Annotated in this window: 17 protein-coding genes; 12 read left to right on the plus strand and 5 right to left on the minus strand. The window is 63.2% G+C overall.

The genetic code is table 11. The annotated features are described in order from the left end of the window. Positions 1-2: 2 nt before the first annotated feature. The 6 genes from BPHYT_RS26135 to BPHYT_RS26160 all read left to right on the plus strand — a co-directional run bounded on the left by BPHYT_RS26135 (position 3) and on the right by BPHYT_RS26160 (position 5,903). Positions 3-908 carry an ABC transporter permease gene (locus BPHYT_RS26135; protein WP_012427126.1) on the plus strand — a complete coding sequence of 302 codons (906 nt, stop codon included), beginning with the start codon at positions 3-5 and terminating at the stop codon, positions 906-908. 142 nt (positions 909-1,050) lie between these two features. After that, on the plus strand, positions 1,051-2,331 hold the full coding sequence (locus BPHYT_RS26140; RefSeq protein ID WP_012427127.1) for an acyl-CoA dehydrogenase family protein: 1,281 nt from the start codon (positions 1,051-1,053) through the stop codon (positions 2,329-2,331). Positions 2,332-2,425: 94 nt separating this feature from the next. Further along, the gene (locus BPHYT_RS26145; RefSeq protein WP_012427128.1) at positions 2,426-2,944 is read left to right on the plus strand and encodes an SLATT domain-containing protein; all 519 of its coding nucleotides are present in this window, start codon (positions 2,426-2,428) and stop codon (positions 2,942-2,944) included. A 428-nt stretch (positions 2,945-3,372) separates the two neighbouring features. Then, positions 3,373-4,143: a DUF4118 domain-containing protein gene (locus tag BPHYT_RS26150; RefSeq protein ID WP_012427129.1), complete on the plus strand. Its 771-nt coding sequence runs from the start codon at positions 3,373-3,375 to the stop codon at positions 4,141-4,143. 3 nt (positions 4,144-4,146) lie between these two features. Next, positions 4,147-5,058, plus strand: a complete 912-nt coding sequence (locus BPHYT_RS26155; RefSeq protein ID WP_012427130.1) for an alpha/beta hydrolase — start codon at positions 4,147-4,149, stop codon at positions 5,056-5,058. Then, positions 5,055-5,903: a MipA/OmpV family protein gene (locus BPHYT_RS26160; protein WP_012427131.1), complete on the plus strand. Its 849-nt coding sequence runs from the start codon at positions 5,055-5,057 to the stop codon at positions 5,901-5,903. Before BPHYT_RS26155 ends, BPHYT_RS26160 begins: the two co-directional genes overlap by 4 nt. A gap of 56 nt (positions 5,904-5,959) precedes the next feature. Here BPHYT_RS26160 and BPHYT_RS26165 read toward each other — a convergent pair whose 3' ends face one another. Then, a complete protein-coding gene (locus tag BPHYT_RS26165; protein ID WP_012427132.1) occupies positions 5,960-6,664 on the minus strand; it encodes a YceH family protein in 705 nt (234 codons plus the stop codon). A gap of 206 nt (positions 6,665-6,870) precedes the next feature. On the opposite strand from BPHYT_RS26165, the gene BPHYT_RS26170 reads away from it, so the two are divergent. The 3 genes from BPHYT_RS26170 (at position 6,871) to BPHYT_RS26180 (ending at position 8,653) form a co-directional block, all read left to right on the plus strand. Then, positions 6,871-7,443: a lipocalin family protein gene (locus tag BPHYT_RS26170; RefSeq protein ID WP_012427133.1), complete on the plus strand. Its 573-nt coding sequence runs from the start codon at positions 6,871-6,873 to the stop codon at positions 7,441-7,443. Between the two features lie 80 nt (positions 7,444-7,523). After that, on the plus strand, positions 7,524-8,096 hold the full coding sequence (locus tag BPHYT_RS26175) for a helix-turn-helix domain-containing protein (RefSeq protein ID WP_012427134.1): 573 nt from the start codon (positions 7,524-7,526) through the stop codon (positions 8,094-8,096). A gap of 20 nt (positions 8,097-8,116) precedes the next feature. After that, entirely contained in the window at positions 8,117-8,653 is a 537-nt protein-coding gene (locus BPHYT_RS26180; protein ID WP_041759633.1) for a GNAT family N-acetyltransferase, read from the plus strand. An 11-nt stretch (positions 8,654-8,664) separates the two neighbouring features. On the opposite strand, the gene BPHYT_RS26185 is transcribed toward BPHYT_RS26180, so the two are convergent. Both BPHYT_RS26185 and BPHYT_RS26190 read right to left on the minus strand, forming a co-directional pair. Next, positions 8,665-9,060, minus strand: a complete 396-nt coding sequence (locus tag BPHYT_RS26185) for a PaaI family thioesterase (RefSeq protein WP_012427136.1) — start codon at positions 9,058-9,060, stop codon at positions 8,665-8,667. Positions 9,061-9,071: 11 nt separating this feature from the next. Beyond that, positions 9,072-9,704: a LysE family translocator gene (locus BPHYT_RS26190; protein ID WP_012427137.1), complete on the minus strand. Its 633-nt coding sequence runs from the start codon at positions 9,702-9,704 to the stop codon at positions 9,072-9,074. A 152-nt stretch (positions 9,705-9,856) separates the two neighbouring features. Here BPHYT_RS26190 and BPHYT_RS26195 point away from each other — a divergent pair, with 152 nt between their 5' ends. Further along, a complete protein-coding gene (locus BPHYT_RS26195; protein WP_012427138.1) occupies positions 9,857-10,117 on the plus strand; it encodes a BON domain-containing protein in 261 nt (86 codons plus the stop codon). A 3-nt stretch (positions 10,118-10,120) separates the two neighbouring features. Here BPHYT_RS26195 and BPHYT_RS26200 read toward each other — a convergent pair whose 3' ends face one another. Both BPHYT_RS26200 and BPHYT_RS26205 read right to left on the minus strand, forming a co-directional pair. Continuing rightward, positions 10,121-11,281: an acetate/propionate family kinase gene (locus tag BPHYT_RS26200; protein WP_012427139.1), complete on the minus strand. Its 1,161-nt coding sequence runs from the start codon at positions 11,279-11,281 to the stop codon at positions 10,121-10,123. 13 nt (positions 11,282-11,294) lie between these two features. After that, the gene (locus tag BPHYT_RS26205; protein WP_012427140.1) at positions 11,295-13,688 is read right to left on the minus strand and encodes a phosphoketolase family protein; all 2,394 of its coding nucleotides are present in this window, start codon (positions 13,686-13,688) and stop codon (positions 11,295-11,297) included. Between the two features lie 439 nt (positions 13,689-14,127). Between BPHYT_RS26205 and BPHYT_RS39485 the strand changes: the two genes are divergently transcribed. Together BPHYT_RS39485 and BPHYT_RS26210 are read left to right on the plus strand one after the other, a co-directional pair. After that, positions 14,128-14,253 (plus strand): hypothetical protein, encoded by a 126-nt coding sequence (locus tag BPHYT_RS39485; RefSeq protein WP_012427141.1) that lies wholly within the window; start codon positions 14,128-14,130, stop codon positions 14,251-14,253. Between the two features lie 124 nt (positions 14,254-14,377). Then, a complete protein-coding gene (locus tag BPHYT_RS26210) occupies positions 14,378-14,914 on the plus strand; it encodes an ankyrin repeat domain-containing protein (RefSeq protein WP_012427142.1) in 537 nt (178 codons plus the stop codon). Positions 14,915-14,983: the final 69 nt, after the last annotated feature.

Below are 14,983 nucleotides of genomic sequence, written 5' to 3' on the forward strand. Positions count from 1 at the left end.
AGATGCAGGCCATTCGTCTCAAACATCGGGAACACCGTCCGGCGAGTTTCTATTGGCTCGCGCTGCTGTTCGGCCTGTTCGTGCTGTTTCTCTACGGACCTGTGATCACGATTTTCATTCTGTCGTTTCAGGGCCCCGAAGGCGGCCTCACGTTTCCGATGCGCGGTGTGTCGCTGCACTGGTTCGCCATGCTGCGCGACGGTGTGGGCGATGTCGATATCTGGGGTGCGTTCGGGCGTTCCGTGCGGCTCGCGTTGGCGGTCACGGTACTGACGGTGCTGTTTTCCGTCGCGGCGGGTCTCGCGTTTCGCAGAAAATTTCGCGGCGATACAGCGGTGTTTTACGTCTCCGTGGCCAGTCTGATCATGCCGTCCATTATCGTGTCGCTCGGCATCGGTTTGACATTCCGTCTGCTGGATAACGGCGTGAAGTACTTCGCCACCGCGTGGGGCTATCAGTCTTTCGCCGACAGCTACACCACGTCGATGGGCTTGTTCACCTCCGCACTCGGCGCGCATCTCACGTGGACGCTGCCGTTCGGTTTGCTGGTGATGTTCGCGGTCTTCAACCGCTTCAATCCCGCTTACGAAGAAGCCTCGCGCGATCTGGGCGCCACGCCCTGGCAAAGTTTCCGGCATGTGGTGCTGCCGATCATCGGCCCTTCGGTGGTGGGTGTCGCCATGTTCGGCTTCACGCTCTCATGGGACGAAATTGCCCGCACCTCGCAGGCGATCGGCGATCAGAACACCTTGCCGCTCGAGCTTCAGGGTCTCACCACGTCGGTGACCACGCCCGTGATCTACGCGCTGGGCACCATGACGACGGTGTTGTCGCTGACCGTGATGGGCGTGTGTCTGCTCGCCGTGCGATTGCTGGCGCGCAGGCGCGCGGTGGCGGCACTGAAATAAGCCGCGCCGCTTATCGCGGCGTGTGCCACAACCATTTCACTCCTGCTGCTAAGAATCGGCCAAATACTTCGTTGCTAGCACCCTGCCGCGTCCCTTAACGTTCTCTGATTGCGCCTCGCGCGCATCCTGTTTCGGAGAACCCATGTCCGCAGTTGAGCTAGCAACAAACCCGCATCACAGCATTGCCGACGCCGCGCAACTCTTCGGCGACAACCCGCTGATTCGCCGCTTTGCGCCGGTTTTCGCGCGTATTGCTGAAGGCGCGGTCGAGCGCGAGCAGCATCGCGAACTCGCTTATGCGCCCGTCGAGTGGCTGCGCGAAGCCGGCTATACCAAACTGCGCGTGCCCAGACAATACGGCGGCGAAGGCGTCTCGCTGGCACAGTTCTTCGCGCTGGTTACGCGCCTCGGCGAAGCAGATTCGAATCTGCCGCAAATCCTGCGCGTGCACGGCGGCTTTATCGAATCGCTGCTGGAACAAGACGACGAAGCGTTGCGCGACCGTTGGCTCACACGTATTGCGCGAGGTGAGATAGTCGGTGGCGCGGTGTCGGAGCGCACTGGCGTCACCAGCAACAGCGTGCGTCTCACGCAAACCGGCGGTGCCTGGCATCTCGACGGCGAAAAGTACTACACCACCGGCACGCTCTACGCCGACTGGGTAGACGTCACCGCGCACGACGGCCAGAGCGATGTGCGCGTGCTCGTCAAAGCCGATACGCCAGGCCTCGAACGCATCGACGATTGGGATGGTTTCGGACAACGGCTCACGGGCAGCGGCACGGCGCGCTTCACGCACGTGCCGGTCTCGCTCGACAATCTTTACCGCCGCTATCATGCCTCCGAGCCGCGTCGCAATAGTCTGCTGACGGCTTACTACCAGGCACTGCATGTCGCAAACCTCGCGGGCATCAGCCGCGCAGCGTTGCGCGATGCGGTCGCGTTCACGCAAACTAAAACGCGCACCTTCGGTGTGCCGGGCGAATCGAGTCCGCGCGACAACCCGCTCGTGCATCGCGTGGTCGGGCGGCTCGCGAGCCTGGCTTACTCGACGCAGAGCATCAGCGCGTCGCTCGCGCGTGCCATCGACGACGTCTCGGTCGCGCGCCAGGAAGGCCGCACCAACGAACAGACTTACATCAACCTCGACATTCAGACCTTCCAGGCGCAACAGATCGTCATCGAGCAGACGTTGCAGGCGGCCACACTGCTGTTTGAAGTGGGCGGCGCATCGGCAACCAGCGAGACGCGCCGTTTCGACCGCTACTGGCGCAATGCACGCGTGCTGGCGTCGCACAATCCCGCGATCATTCGCGAGGCCGCGATCGGTGATTTTTACCTTAACGGTAACGCGCACAGCGAGCGCTTCGGCGTGGCGCGAGAACAGGTGTTGGCAACCGAAGCGGCCACGGCAACGGCATAAGGACCGTTGCCGCGCGGGTCGCCCGCTTCATGTGGCAAAGTATCGTCAGACGCACGCGCCAAGCTTGCGCAACCGAACAGCCCTGACGAGCGACATGAAGAACTTGCCTGCCTACGAGCCGCCGGTCGACGAAAACCAACTCCTGTTGAAGTGGATCCGGCGCGCACGCGAATCCCAGATGAGCCATTACGACATGGCCGATCTGCTGTCGGCGCGCGACCGCAAGGTCGGCTGGCTCGTGACCGCCCTCACCGCTTTCGTGGGCACGGCGGTGTTTGCATCGCTGAATCTGTCGGCGGTTTCGCCGGGACTCAGGATTTTAGTCGGCCTCGTGAGCGTAACGGCCGCGGTCTCGGCCGCGTTGCAAACATTCCTGCGCTACGCCGAGCGCGCCGAGAAACATCGCGCGGCCGGCGCACGCTATGGCGCGGTGCGCCGCCGCCTCGAAGCGATTTACGCGGGCGATGCCGATGCGCGCGACGGCCACTACCTCACCGCCATCCGCGACGAACTCGACCGGCTCGCCGAAGATTCCCCCAACGTGCCGCCGCGCGTTTTCTACCGCACGCAGCGAACGCTGTCCGCGGATGCGCAGCGCAAGCGCGGCGACTAATACGTCACCGGATCGTCGTAAATGTTTTGTGTCTTGTGTAAATAGCCTTAACCGGAATTAGCACAGATCGAATACAAGTACATTACGAATGCCGAACGCGCCGGCTTGCGTCTTTGTTCATGCGCTGTGGACGCGAAAGCGCCTCGCACGATTTTCAGGGCACGGCCCAAAGCCCTCGCAAGCACCGCGCAATTACGCTTAAGCGTCACTTAAGGTCGGATACCCCATCATTCGTCACGTTGAAAATAGCCCGCTTCACCAAGCGTCTATTTTGTCAGCCAATCGAAATACACCCTTTGCGCCTGAACATTCAAATTTTACACTTGCCCGATTTTAAGTCAGCGCGCTTATGGTATTGTCCGGCCTACGCTCGAATGCGCGTGTCACACTCAATCGGGAAGCGCCGTCGCTCCCCATAAATAAATATCATGGAAGTTCAGAACGCCCGACGCTGGGCACCACGGGGAACGCGCGCCTGGCTTGCCGCCGCGGCCGCATTGGCGATTGCCAGCGGTGTGCGTCTGTTGCTCCACCCCTTCATCGGCCCATTTCTGCCGGGCTCCGCCTTTTGTATTGCGGCATCGCTGGTCGAATATTTTTTCGGGCTGGCGCCGGCATTGACGGTCATGCTGCTCGGCCTGTGCATTGCCGACTATCTATTCGTGCCGCCTTACGCGGACATTACCGTATTCGATCGCGCGGACCTGGCGCTGGTGATTTCCTATCCGCTCGTCACGCTGCTGGTGATCGTTCTGATCGAGCGTTTGCGGCGCTCGCAATTTCGCGCGGAGCTCATTGCGTCGGTCGCGCAGTCGCGCTATGAAATGCTGCTGCGTCATGATAACGAACGCATGCTGGCGCGGCGCGCCGTCGACGAAACGCATCGACTGCTGCGGCATCTGTCGCATCATCACAAGACCTTTATTTTCATTCAGGCGCTCGAGCGCAACGCCTTGCAGCCGGTGGACGACCTCAAGCCGCAAAGCGCGCTACCGCGTTTGCCCAATGAAATCGCTCCGGGCCCGCGCTTTGCCGACGCTGATCCCGACGACATTGCGCGGCTTAGCAAGGCACTGTGGCCGGGCAGCCATCGCGTACGCATGAAAAGCGGCGACGGCGCCGCGAAGCTCACCGAATGCGTGTGCGAGCGTTTCACGACGCACGCCGGCGACTTCCTCGTGCTGCGGATCGGAACCTGAACCATGAGCCAGCCGACCACCCGGCCGACCAGCCAGCCGAGCGCCCTGTTCTTCCCCGGCGACGACCATGCCGTGCTGATGTTGCACGGCCTCTCGAGTTCGCCGCTCGAATTGCGCTTCCTCGCGCGCTTTCTGAACGCCGAAGGCTTCACCACCTGCGCGCCGTTGTTGCCCGGCTATAGCGCCGGTTCCGACGAAGCCGCGATGGAAACGTGGATCGAGGCCGCCGTGCGCGAGTACGACGCGCTGGCCGCGCGCTTCACGCGCGTGTCGATCTGCGGCCTGTCGATTGGCGCGGCGTTGGCGCTCGCGCTGGCGCAGCGCCGGCCGCAGGCGCAGTCGCTCGTGCTGCTTTCGCTCACGCTCTCGTACGACGGCTGGGCGATGCCGTGGTATCGCTTCCTGCTCGACTGGGCGTACTACACGCCGCTACGCAAACGCTGGCGCTATCGCGAAGCCGCGCCGTTCGGCCTGCGCAACGAAGCGCTCCGGGCAAAGATCGCCCGCGCCATGCAACGCAGCGATTTCAGCGAAGTCGGGCCGTCGACGATCTCGCTGCCTGCGCTGCACGAAGCGAGCCGCCTCGCGTCGAATGTGCGCGCGCTTGTGCGCGACATCAAGACCGATTGCCTGATCGTCCATGCAATCGACGATGAAACCTCGAGCCCGCGTAATGCCCGCTTCGTCGCCGGACATATCGGCGCGGCCTTCTTGCGCACGATCTGGCTGGATGATTCGTATCACATGATCACGTCGGACAACGAGCGCGAGATCGTCGCGCGCGAAACCGCGCTGTTTTTGCGCGAAAGCGAAGCCGCTCACAGCGGCGACGAAGGCGGCAAACAACCCGTCGTCTCAAAGGCGCTGGCGCGCCGTCTCAGGCAACTTGCGGCGCTCGGCAAGGAACGCGCATGACGGCGCGCAAACCTGTGAGACCGACGCCGGCATCGTTGCTGCTCGCCGCAGCGCTGGGTCTTTCGGCGGCACCCGCCGCCCACGCCGACGACACCGCTTTAAACGCGAATGCAGGTGCTGATACCGGCACGAGCACTGTCACAAGCACGTCCGCCGACAGCAAATGGAAGATCGGCGTCGGCCCCGGCGTCGTGATAACGCCGAAATATCCGGGCTCGCGGCAGCTGAGCTACATCCCCTTCCCGGCGCTCGATATCTCTTACGACGACCGGTTCTTCTCACAAGGCCCGGACGTGCTCGGCGTGAATGTGCTGCGTGGTCCCGCGTATCACGTGGGCGCCGCGCTGAGTTTCGATTTCCAGTCGCGCAAGGAGTCGGACGATCCGCGCCTGCACGGTCTCGGCGACGTGGACGGCGGCCCCAAGCTGAAGCTGTTCGCCGACTACACATGGTGGGCATTCACGGGCTCGGTCGAGTTGTATCAGGACATCGCCGGACATCATCAAGGGACGACTGTCAGCACCGACGTACTGGCGTCGGCGCCGGCGGGCGGCTGGCTGTTTTCAGTCGGTCCGGGTTTCACGTGGGCGAACGGCACCTATACGCGGACCTTCTTCGGCGTGTCGGACCAGCAAAGCGCCGCGTCGGGACTGCCCACCTACCGAACGAGCGCGGGCGTGCGGGACATTCATATGAACGCGATGGTGACGTACGATTTTTCGCGCCACTGGAACGGTTCGGTCGCCGCGACCTTCGGGCGTCTTCAGCATGATGCAGCGAACAGCCCGATTACCGAAAAGCGCTTCGAACTCAATACGCTCGCTTCCGTGAACTACAAGTTCTAGGCTTGCCGCTTTCCCGCCTGCCGCGCTGAGATCATGCGCGACAGGCCATGCGAACGCTATTCGCCTGCCGTGAGATCGCCGGCATCGATACCCAGCTCCGCCGCCATGCGGCGTACCAAGGTCTGCAGCCGGCTCACTTCGTCGGCGAGACGCTTCTGTTCGGCCTTGACTGCCTCGAACGCGGACAACGGCACCGAGTCGTCTTCATCGCCCGGCTGCGCCAATTCGCTCACGCTCACTTCACCGCACAGCAGATGCATCCAGCGGTTCTCGCGCTCGCCCGGCACGCGGGCAAGTTTCACGACCCGTGGCGGGTCGTTGGCCGCGAGTTCGTCGAGAAACGCCTCGACCGACGAGATATCCGCGAAGCCATGCAGACGCGCGCTGTTCAGGCGCAATTCAGCCGCGGTTTGCGGACCACGCAGCAGCAAGATGGTCAGCAACGCCGCCGACTGGCTCGGCAGCCCGAGCACGCGATTCATGTTGTGCTCGAAGCGCGGCACGCGGCTGCTGCTGCCTTCCATCACGAGGCTCAGCCGCTTCAGGCCGTCGACGGCGGTCAGCACCTCGGCTTCCGTGGCGTTCATGACCGGCGCGCGGCCGGTCTTCTGGTTGCAGCCCAAGGTCAGCGCGTTCAGCGAAAGCGGATAGCTGTCCGGCACCGTGTGCTGCTTTTCGACGAGCACGCCGAGCACGCGTCCTTCAAGCAGGGTCAACGCACGGATCGAAGGACGGGAAGAAGCGTCGGGAGTGGAATTCATAAGTGATGTCGCGGCAAATGCCGCCGGGTCTCGTGGATGAGGTGCCTTACCGTTGCAAAGCCGGGCGGCGTTTCTGGTTTGTGGGCACTATGATAAACGGCCCGAGCCGCGCGAGTGTGCGAATCTCGGCTGCATCGCGGCGCGCGCGGCGCTATCTGGCATGTCGCGTGCTAAAACGGGAAGCCCTTCATTCATGGAGTCAATCGATGGCATTACGCCGACAATCGGTGCTGCGCGTCAGCACCCTTTCACTTGCGCTTGGCGCGGTGTGCCTGCTCGGCGCCTGCGCGCTCAGTCCAGCCGGCAAGAGCGGCAATGCGCATGTGCCCGAGCCCGCCAAGCCGGTCGACCTGAGCCGCTATGTCGGCCGATGGTACGAACTGGCGCGCTATGAAAACGGCTTCGAACGCGATTGCGAAGCGGTCACCGCCGAGTACGCCACGCGCGACGACGGCCTGATCGACGTCACCAACAGTTGCCATAAAGGCGGCGTGAACGGAGCGCTCGACGTGTCGAAAGGCCGCGCGAAAATGGTCGCCGGCTCGCAGAATGCCAGGCTGAAGGTGTCGTTCTTCGGACCGTTCTTTTTCGGCAACTACTGGGTGCTCGATCACGCGGACGACTATAGCTGGTCGATCGTCGGCGAGCCCAGCGGCCGTTATCTATGGATTCTCACGCGCGAGGCCATCCCCGCCGCGAGCGTGAAGGACGCGCTGATCGAGCGGGTTCGCGCGCTCGGCTACGACACGTCCATGCTGCGCATGACCCGGCACGAGTGAGCCAGCGGCGCAGCTTCCGTCGAAACATCCACGTTTTTTCCTGGTTGACGAGTTTCCATATTCGAGATAATTTCCCGAATATGGAAACCACACTCACCGATGACAACGCCATCGACCGCCGCATCGCCCAGCGGCTGCGCGCGTTGCGCGCCGAGCGCAACTGGTCGCTCGACGAGCTCGCCAAACTCAGCGGCGTGAGCCGCGCAACCTTGTCACGCCTCGAAAACGCCGCCGTGAGCCCGACGGCGAACGTGCTCGGCAAGCTCTGCGTGGCTTACGGACTGCCGATGTCGCGCCTGATGCACATGGTCGAGGAAGATTTCGCGCCGCTCGTGCCGCGCGCCGCCCAGCCGCTCTGGACCGACGCCAGCGTCGGCTTCCGGCGGCGCTCCGTGTCGCCGCCCGCGCAGGCGCTGAGCGGCGAGGCGCTCGAATGCGAACTCGACGCGGGCGTGCAGATCGCCTACGACGCGTCGCCGCGGCCTGGGCTCGAACATCATCTGATCCTGCTCGACGGAGAACTGCAAATCACCGTCGACGGCCAGAGCCACGGCCTGCAACCGGGCGACTGCCTGCGCTATCAACTGTTCGGTCCCAGCGCATTCGTGACGCCCGCGCATAGCGGCGCCCGCTATCTTCTCTTTATCGTGTGAGCAAGAGCATGAGCAAGGACATGAGCGTGAGCACCCTCACTAACATCACCACCTTCACCGCCGACGATCTCGTGCGTCATCTTCCCGAACTCGGCGCGCTGCTGCGCGCCTGCGTGCATGACGGCGCGAGCGTCGGCTTTGTGATGCCGTGTGACGTCGACGAGAGTGAAGCGTTCTGGCGCGGCAAAGTATTGCCTTCGCTGCGTGCCGGCGGTGTGGTGCTGCTGGTCGCGCGTCGAGGCGGGACGATCGCCGGCACCGTGCAACTCGATTACGACACAATGCCGAATCAGCGGCATCGCGCCGAAGTGCGCAAGCTGCTGGTCCATCCGGGCTTTCGCCGCCAAGGCATCGCGCGGGCGCTGATGACGGAACTCGAACGCCACGCTTCGGTATTGCAGCGCAGCCTGCTCACGCTCGACACCCGCACCGGCGACCACGCCGAGCCGCTTTACACGGACCTCGGCTATCGCACAGCCGGCGTGATCCCTGGATACGCTCGCGGCACGCACACCCATGAGTTCGATGCGACCACCATCATGTACAAGGCGCTATGAGCGTTTGCGCCTCAGGTTGTCCGTGAATACTTGAACGTGCCCTGCGCGCTGGCGATCAGCAGCTTGCCGTCCACCCAGGCCTCGCCACGTGAGAAGAAAATCGAGCGGCCCGCGCGCTCCAGAAAACCCTTCGCGGTGACGGACTCGCCGAGTCCCTTGTCGAGATAGTTGGTGGTCAGCGAGAGCGTGAAAGCATGCCGCGCCGGCGCGCCGCTTGCCGCGAAGATTCCCGCATAGCCGGCCGCCGCATCGAGCAGCGTCGCGATCGCGCCGCCTTGCAGCACGCCCTGGCGATTGAGCTTGCTCGCGTCGATCGGCATGAGCAGTTCGGCGTAGCCATCGCGCCATTGCGTGAGACGAACGCCAAGCGACTCGAGGAACGGGTTGTCGATAGGAAAGTCGGACATGGGCTTGCAGCTCAGCGACGCGAATCGAGCGCGATGCGCACCGCGAGTCCGGCGAGCACGGTGCCCATCAGCCAGCGCTGCACTTGCAGCCACACCGGCCGGCCGCCGAGAAACACGGCGATCGAACCCGCCATACTCGCGATCAGCGCATTGACGGTCACGCTGACGACGATCTGCACGCAGCCAAGCGCGATAGATTGCGAGAGCACACTGCCGTGCCCCGGCGAAATGAACTGCGGCAGCAGCGACAGGTACATCACCGCGATCTTCGGATTCGCGAGGTTGGTGACGAGGCCCATGGTGAAGAGCTTGCGGCGGCTGTCGTGCGGCAGATCGCGAACCTGGAACGGCGAACGGCCACCCGGCTTGACCGCCTGCCACGCCAGGTAAAGCAGATAAAGCGCGCCGCCGAAGCGCAACGCGTCGTACGCGTACGGCACCGTCAACAGCAGCGCGGTGATGCCGAACGCGGCGCAAAACATGTAGAACACGAAGCCGAGCGCGACGCCGCCGAGCGATATGAGACCCGCGCGCCGCCCTTGGCACAGCGATCGCGAGACCAGATAGATCATGTTCGGACCCGGCGTGAGCACCATGCCGAGCGAGACCAGGCCGAAGGCGAGCAGCGTTGTGAAGGCGGGCACGGCATTCTCCTCAGTGAGCGGATTTGGGCAGTGGCGTTGAATATAGCCGATCCAGGCATTTGCCGTGCTTCGACTCGGCTGCCGTTGCCGGCTACAAAATCCCGTAGTTCTGCTAGTGTTCTCCCCATACGTATCAGCGCAGCGGAGAACCCATGCCTCACGCCCGAGCAGAAAAACACAACGCAGACAGCGCGCGTTTGAGCGACGCGCAGATCGCCGCGGAGGCGACTCGGCGTCTCGCCTGGGACGCCGCAGTACCCGAACACGCTGTGAAAGTCCACGTCTCGCACGGCCGCATCACACTGCGTGGCGAGCTGCAACGCGATCAGCAACGCGCCGCGGCGCTCGAAGACGTGACACGCCTGTTCGGTGTGACCGGCGTATCGGATCACACCGTCGTCAAGCCGGAATGAAGGTCAGGCCTGCGTTGCCTGCTGCAATAACGTGCGGCAATGCCGCGCGATCTGCTTTTCTTCTTCGGTGTGAATCGCTCTTACCTTGCCGGCCGGATCGCTTTGCGTCAGCCCCATGAAAGCAAGCCCGTCACACACGCGCTTGCGAATCTCCTGGCTGTGTTCGCCGATGCCGCCGGTAAACACCAGCAAATCGATTCCGCCCAGCAACGCCGCGTAACCGCCGATCGTCTTGCGCACGGCGGTCGCGAACGCATCGAGCGCGAGCGACGCATTCGTATCGCCCGCCGCGGCGCGTTTTTCCAGCGCCTGCATATCGCTTTCGCCGTCCGCGTAACCGGCGAGACCGCTCTGGCGATTCAGCAGCGTCTCCAATGCGCCGGCATCGAGCTTTTCCACGCGCATCAGATACAGCAGCACGCCCGGATCGAGATCGCCGCTGCGCGTGCCCATCGGCACGCCGCCGGTGGGCGTCAAGCCCATCGACGTATCGATCGATCTGCCGTCGCGCAATGCGCACACGCTCGAACCGTTGCCGAGGTGGGCGAACACCGCACGCGCCGGCAAGTCGGCGCCGAGTCGCGTCACCAGCGATTCGTACGAGAGCCCGTGAAAGCCGTAGCGCATCACGCCGGCCTCCGCGTAACGGCGCGGCAACGCAAGGTGTGCGGCGCGCAGTGGCAGCGTCGCGTGGAACGCCGTGTCGAAACAGGCGAAATGCGGCGCGTCGTCGAAAATCTTTTCGGCCTCGTCGATCAACGCAAGCGCCGGCGGAATATGCAGCGGCGCGAAGTGCACGGCCTCGTGCAATTGACGGCGCACGTCGGCGGTAATGCGCTGATGCGTGCGCAAACGCGGTCCGCCGTGCACCACCCGATGCCCCACCGCCGCAGGCCGCGCATGGTGCTGTTCTTTGAGCACCTGCGCGAGCTTTTGCAACGCGTCGATCTGCGATTCGAGCACGCGCTCCTGCTGCACCAGCACGCGGCCGTCGGGCGCCTTGATGCGCAAACTGCCGTCGTCGCGCCCAATGCCTTCGGCACTGCCTTCCAGCAGCAGGGATTCGTCATTGCCCGCGCGCCTGAACAGTCCGAACTTCAGCGACGAGGAACCGCTGTTCAGCACCAGAATCGTTTGATCGTCAGCGCTGTTTTCAGTGTGCATGGTCATGCCTCGCTCAGCCTTTCCACGTCCAGTTGCGGATTTCTTCCTTATCGATGCCCTCGGCGTGCGCATAAGCCAGATGCTCGATGATCTGGCCACGCAGCCATTCCTTGGCGTGGTCGCCAACGCCGCGCAGCCTCGGCACGCGGTCGATCACGTCGATCGCCAGCGAAAAACGGTCGACCTGATTGATGATCGCCAACTCCAGCGGCGTGTTGATGTTGCCCTTCTCGTGATAGCCGTGCACATGCAGGTTGTCGTGGTTCGTGCGGTTATAGGTCAGCTTGTGCACCAGCGACGCATACGAGTGGAAGTTGAAAATCACCGGCTTGTCAGTGGTAAACAACGAATCGAAATCGCGGCTGGACAGGCCGTGCGGATGCGCATGCTCGGGCATCAGGCGAAACAGGTCGACAACATTGACGAAGCGGATCTTCAGGTCGGCGAACTGCTCCTTCAGGATCTGCACGGCGGCGAGCGCCTCCATGGTCGGGATATCGCCCGCGCAAGCCATGACCACGTCCGGCTCGACGCCTTGGTCCGTCGACGCCCAGTCCCAGATACCGATGCCCTTGGTGCAATGCGTGACGGCCGCGTCCATGTCGAGATACTGCAGATGCGGCTGCTTGTCGGCGACGATCACGTTGACGTAATCGCGCGAACGCAGGCAATGATCGGCGACGCTCAGCAGGCAGTTCGCGTCCGGCGGCAGATAAATACGTACCACGTCCGGGCTTTTATTCGTGACGACATCCAGAAAGCCGGGATCCTGGTGCGTGAAGCCGTTGTGATCCTGACGCCAGACGAGCGACGTGATCAGCAGGTTGATCGACGGCACCGGCTGGCGCCAGCCGAGATCGCGTTTGGCTTTCTCCAGCCACTTGGCGTGCTGGTTGAACATGGAGTCGATCACGTGGACGAAGGCTTCGTACGTGGCGAACAGACCGTGGCGGCCGGTCAGCACGTAGCCTTCGAACCAGCCTTCGAGCGTGTGTTCGCTGAGCATTTCCATCACGCGGCCGTCTACCGCGAGTTCGCCGCCGTCCGCGTCGCTCGGCACGGTTTGCGCGAGCCAGGTTTTTTCCGACGCCTCATAGATCGCGGTCAGCTTGTTGCTCGAAGTCTCATCGGGGCCGAACACGCGGAAGTTCGTCATGTTGTTGCGCATCACGTCGCGCAGGAACTTGCCGAGCACCTCGGTCGGCGACGTGTACGAGCCGGCTGGCTTTTTCACCGCCACCGCGTAATCGCGAAACGGCGGCATGGCGAGCGTCTTGCAGAGCACACCGCCGTTCGCATGCGGATTGGCGCTGATGCGGCGCGCGCCTTCGGGCGCGAGTTCGCGCAGTTCTTTCACGAGGCGCCCTGCTTCGTCGAACAGTGTTTCGGGCTCGTAACTGCGCAGCCAGTTCTCGACCAGTTTCAGGCTCTTGCTATTGGTCGCCGGATCGAGCACCGGCACCTGGTGCGCGCGCCACGAGCCTTCCACCTTGTGTCCGTCGACTTCCTTCGGACCGGTCCAGCCTTTGGGTGAGCGCAGCACGATCATCGGCCAGCGCGGCCGGGACGCGTCGTTGCTCTCGCGCGCATGCTGCTGGATCGCGCGGATTTCGCCGATGCATTGCTCCAAAGTCGCGGCCATCTGCTGGTGCATGACGGCGGGATCCTCGCCTTCAACGAAATACGGTTTGTGGCCGTAGCCGGTTAGCAAGGCTTCGAGTTCTTCGCGGGGAATGCGCGCGAGAATGGTCGGATTGGCGATCTTGTAGCCGTTCAGGTGCAGCACCGGCAACACCGCGCCGTCGCGGATCGGATTGAGGAACTTGTTCGAGTGCCACGAGGTGGCGAGCGGACCGGTCTCCGCTTCGCCGTCGCCGATCATCACCGCGACGATCAGATCGGGATTGTCGAACGCGGCGCCGTAGCCGTGCGAGAGGCTATAGCCGAGCTCGCCGCCTTCGTGAATCGAGCCCGGCGTCTCCGGCGTGCAGTGCGAACCGATGCCGCCCGGAAACGAGAACTGCCGGAAGAAGCGCTCCATGCCGGCGACGTCCTGACTGCGGTCGGGATAGATTTCCGAGTAGTGGCCTTCGAGATAACAATTGGCCAGCGTGGCTGGTGCGCCATGACCGGGACCGGCTACGTAGATCACATTTAGATCAAGCTTCTTGATCAGCCGGTTCAGATGCACGAGCAGGAAGCTCTGCCCCGGGTCCGAACCCCAGTGGCCGAGCAGGCGGTTCTTGATGTGTTCGGGCTTCAGCGGTTCGCGCAGCAGCGGATTGTCGCGCAGATAGATCATGCCGGCCGAGAGGTAGTTGCAGGCCCGCCAGTAGCGATCCATGTTGCGCAACGTGTCGGCGTCTAAAGTTTGCGGCGGCGTGGGATGGGCGGTTGCTTCAGCCATGGTGTCACTCCTTGAAAAGGACTGTCAGGCAGGTTGGCGAATGCGGCAATGGTGGTTCGTGATTCGTGAGGCGGCCGGCGTGAAAGAATCGGCAACGCCGGTCATCCTGTCACGCGAACGACACAAGAAAAGCGTACGGGTAGCGTCCCGTGTTGGCGGCGGGCGTGAGTGCCCTTATCCGGTGAGCTTCAGTGTGACAGGAAGCGCGCCGCATGGTTCGACGCAATCGCCCAAACCTTGATCCAACTGCGACTTCGCGACTTCGCGACAGCTGCAAGCGTCGGCCTCACGCCGCATGCGCTAGACTTTAAGCGCCTATTAAGTGAATGCCTTTATGCTCTCCATTTAGCTCCCCTTTATGCTCCTGATGCCGCATGCGCGAGCGCGAACCGCATCGGGCGCATCCCGCCTTGCTCACCTCCTACCCGAACGCTCAATCATGCCGACACCCAGCCGCCTCAAAGCGCCGTTGATCCTCGTTCTGACCTGCGTGTTCCTGTTCGCGGGTGTCGCCATCCTGATCGGCGTGTTCGGCTTGCTGGTCAAGCTGTTCGGCCACGCCTGATTGCCGCCGCGTGGGCGTCGCCGGCGCAACATGTGTATCCTGAGCAGTCTTCCCGGCGCCTTCACACAGGGTCTCGTGCCTTCCCGAGACCTGGGGCGCCCGGCTTCATTGCAAGGAGTTTCCATTGACGGACCACGCTGATACTTCCCCGTCCTCCGGCCAGCCGCTCGATCCGGAATTGCTCGAACTGGCGCATCAGGTTTTCGACCTTGCGCGGCGCGGCGATGCCGCCATGCTTGCGGCAGTGATCGAAAAAGGCGTGCCGCCGAATCTGCGCAACGACAAAGGCGACAGCCTCGTCATGCTCGCCAGCTACCACGGTCACGCAGACGCCGTGCGCACGCTGCTCGAACACGGCGCCGATCCGAATCTGCGTAACGACAACGGACAGACGCCGATTGCGGGCGCGGCCTTCAAGGGCTTCGACAAGGTGATCGAAACCTTGCTCGCGCATGGCGCGGATGTGGAAGGCGCGTCGCCGGACGGACGCACCGCGTTGATGATTGCGGCGATGTTCAATCGCACGGCGATCATGGAGTTGCTGATCGCGCGTGGCGCGGACCCGAAGGCTCGCGACGCCAACGGCGTGACGGCAATGGATGCGGCCGGCCGCATGGGCGCCGGCGATGCGCAAGCGCGCCTGAAGGAACTCGGTTCATAAAGCGCACCGTGCCTGGCACGCGGCGCTCCCTCATCTCCGTATGCACGGCACGCACATTGAGATGCCCAA

Origin of the sequence: Paraburkholderia phytofirmans PsJN (genome assembly GCF_000020125.1) — a bacterium.
In the GTDB taxonomy this organism is placed as follows: Bacteria; Pseudomonadota; Gammaproteobacteria; order Burkholderiales; family Burkholderiaceae; genus Paraburkholderia; species Paraburkholderia phytofirmans.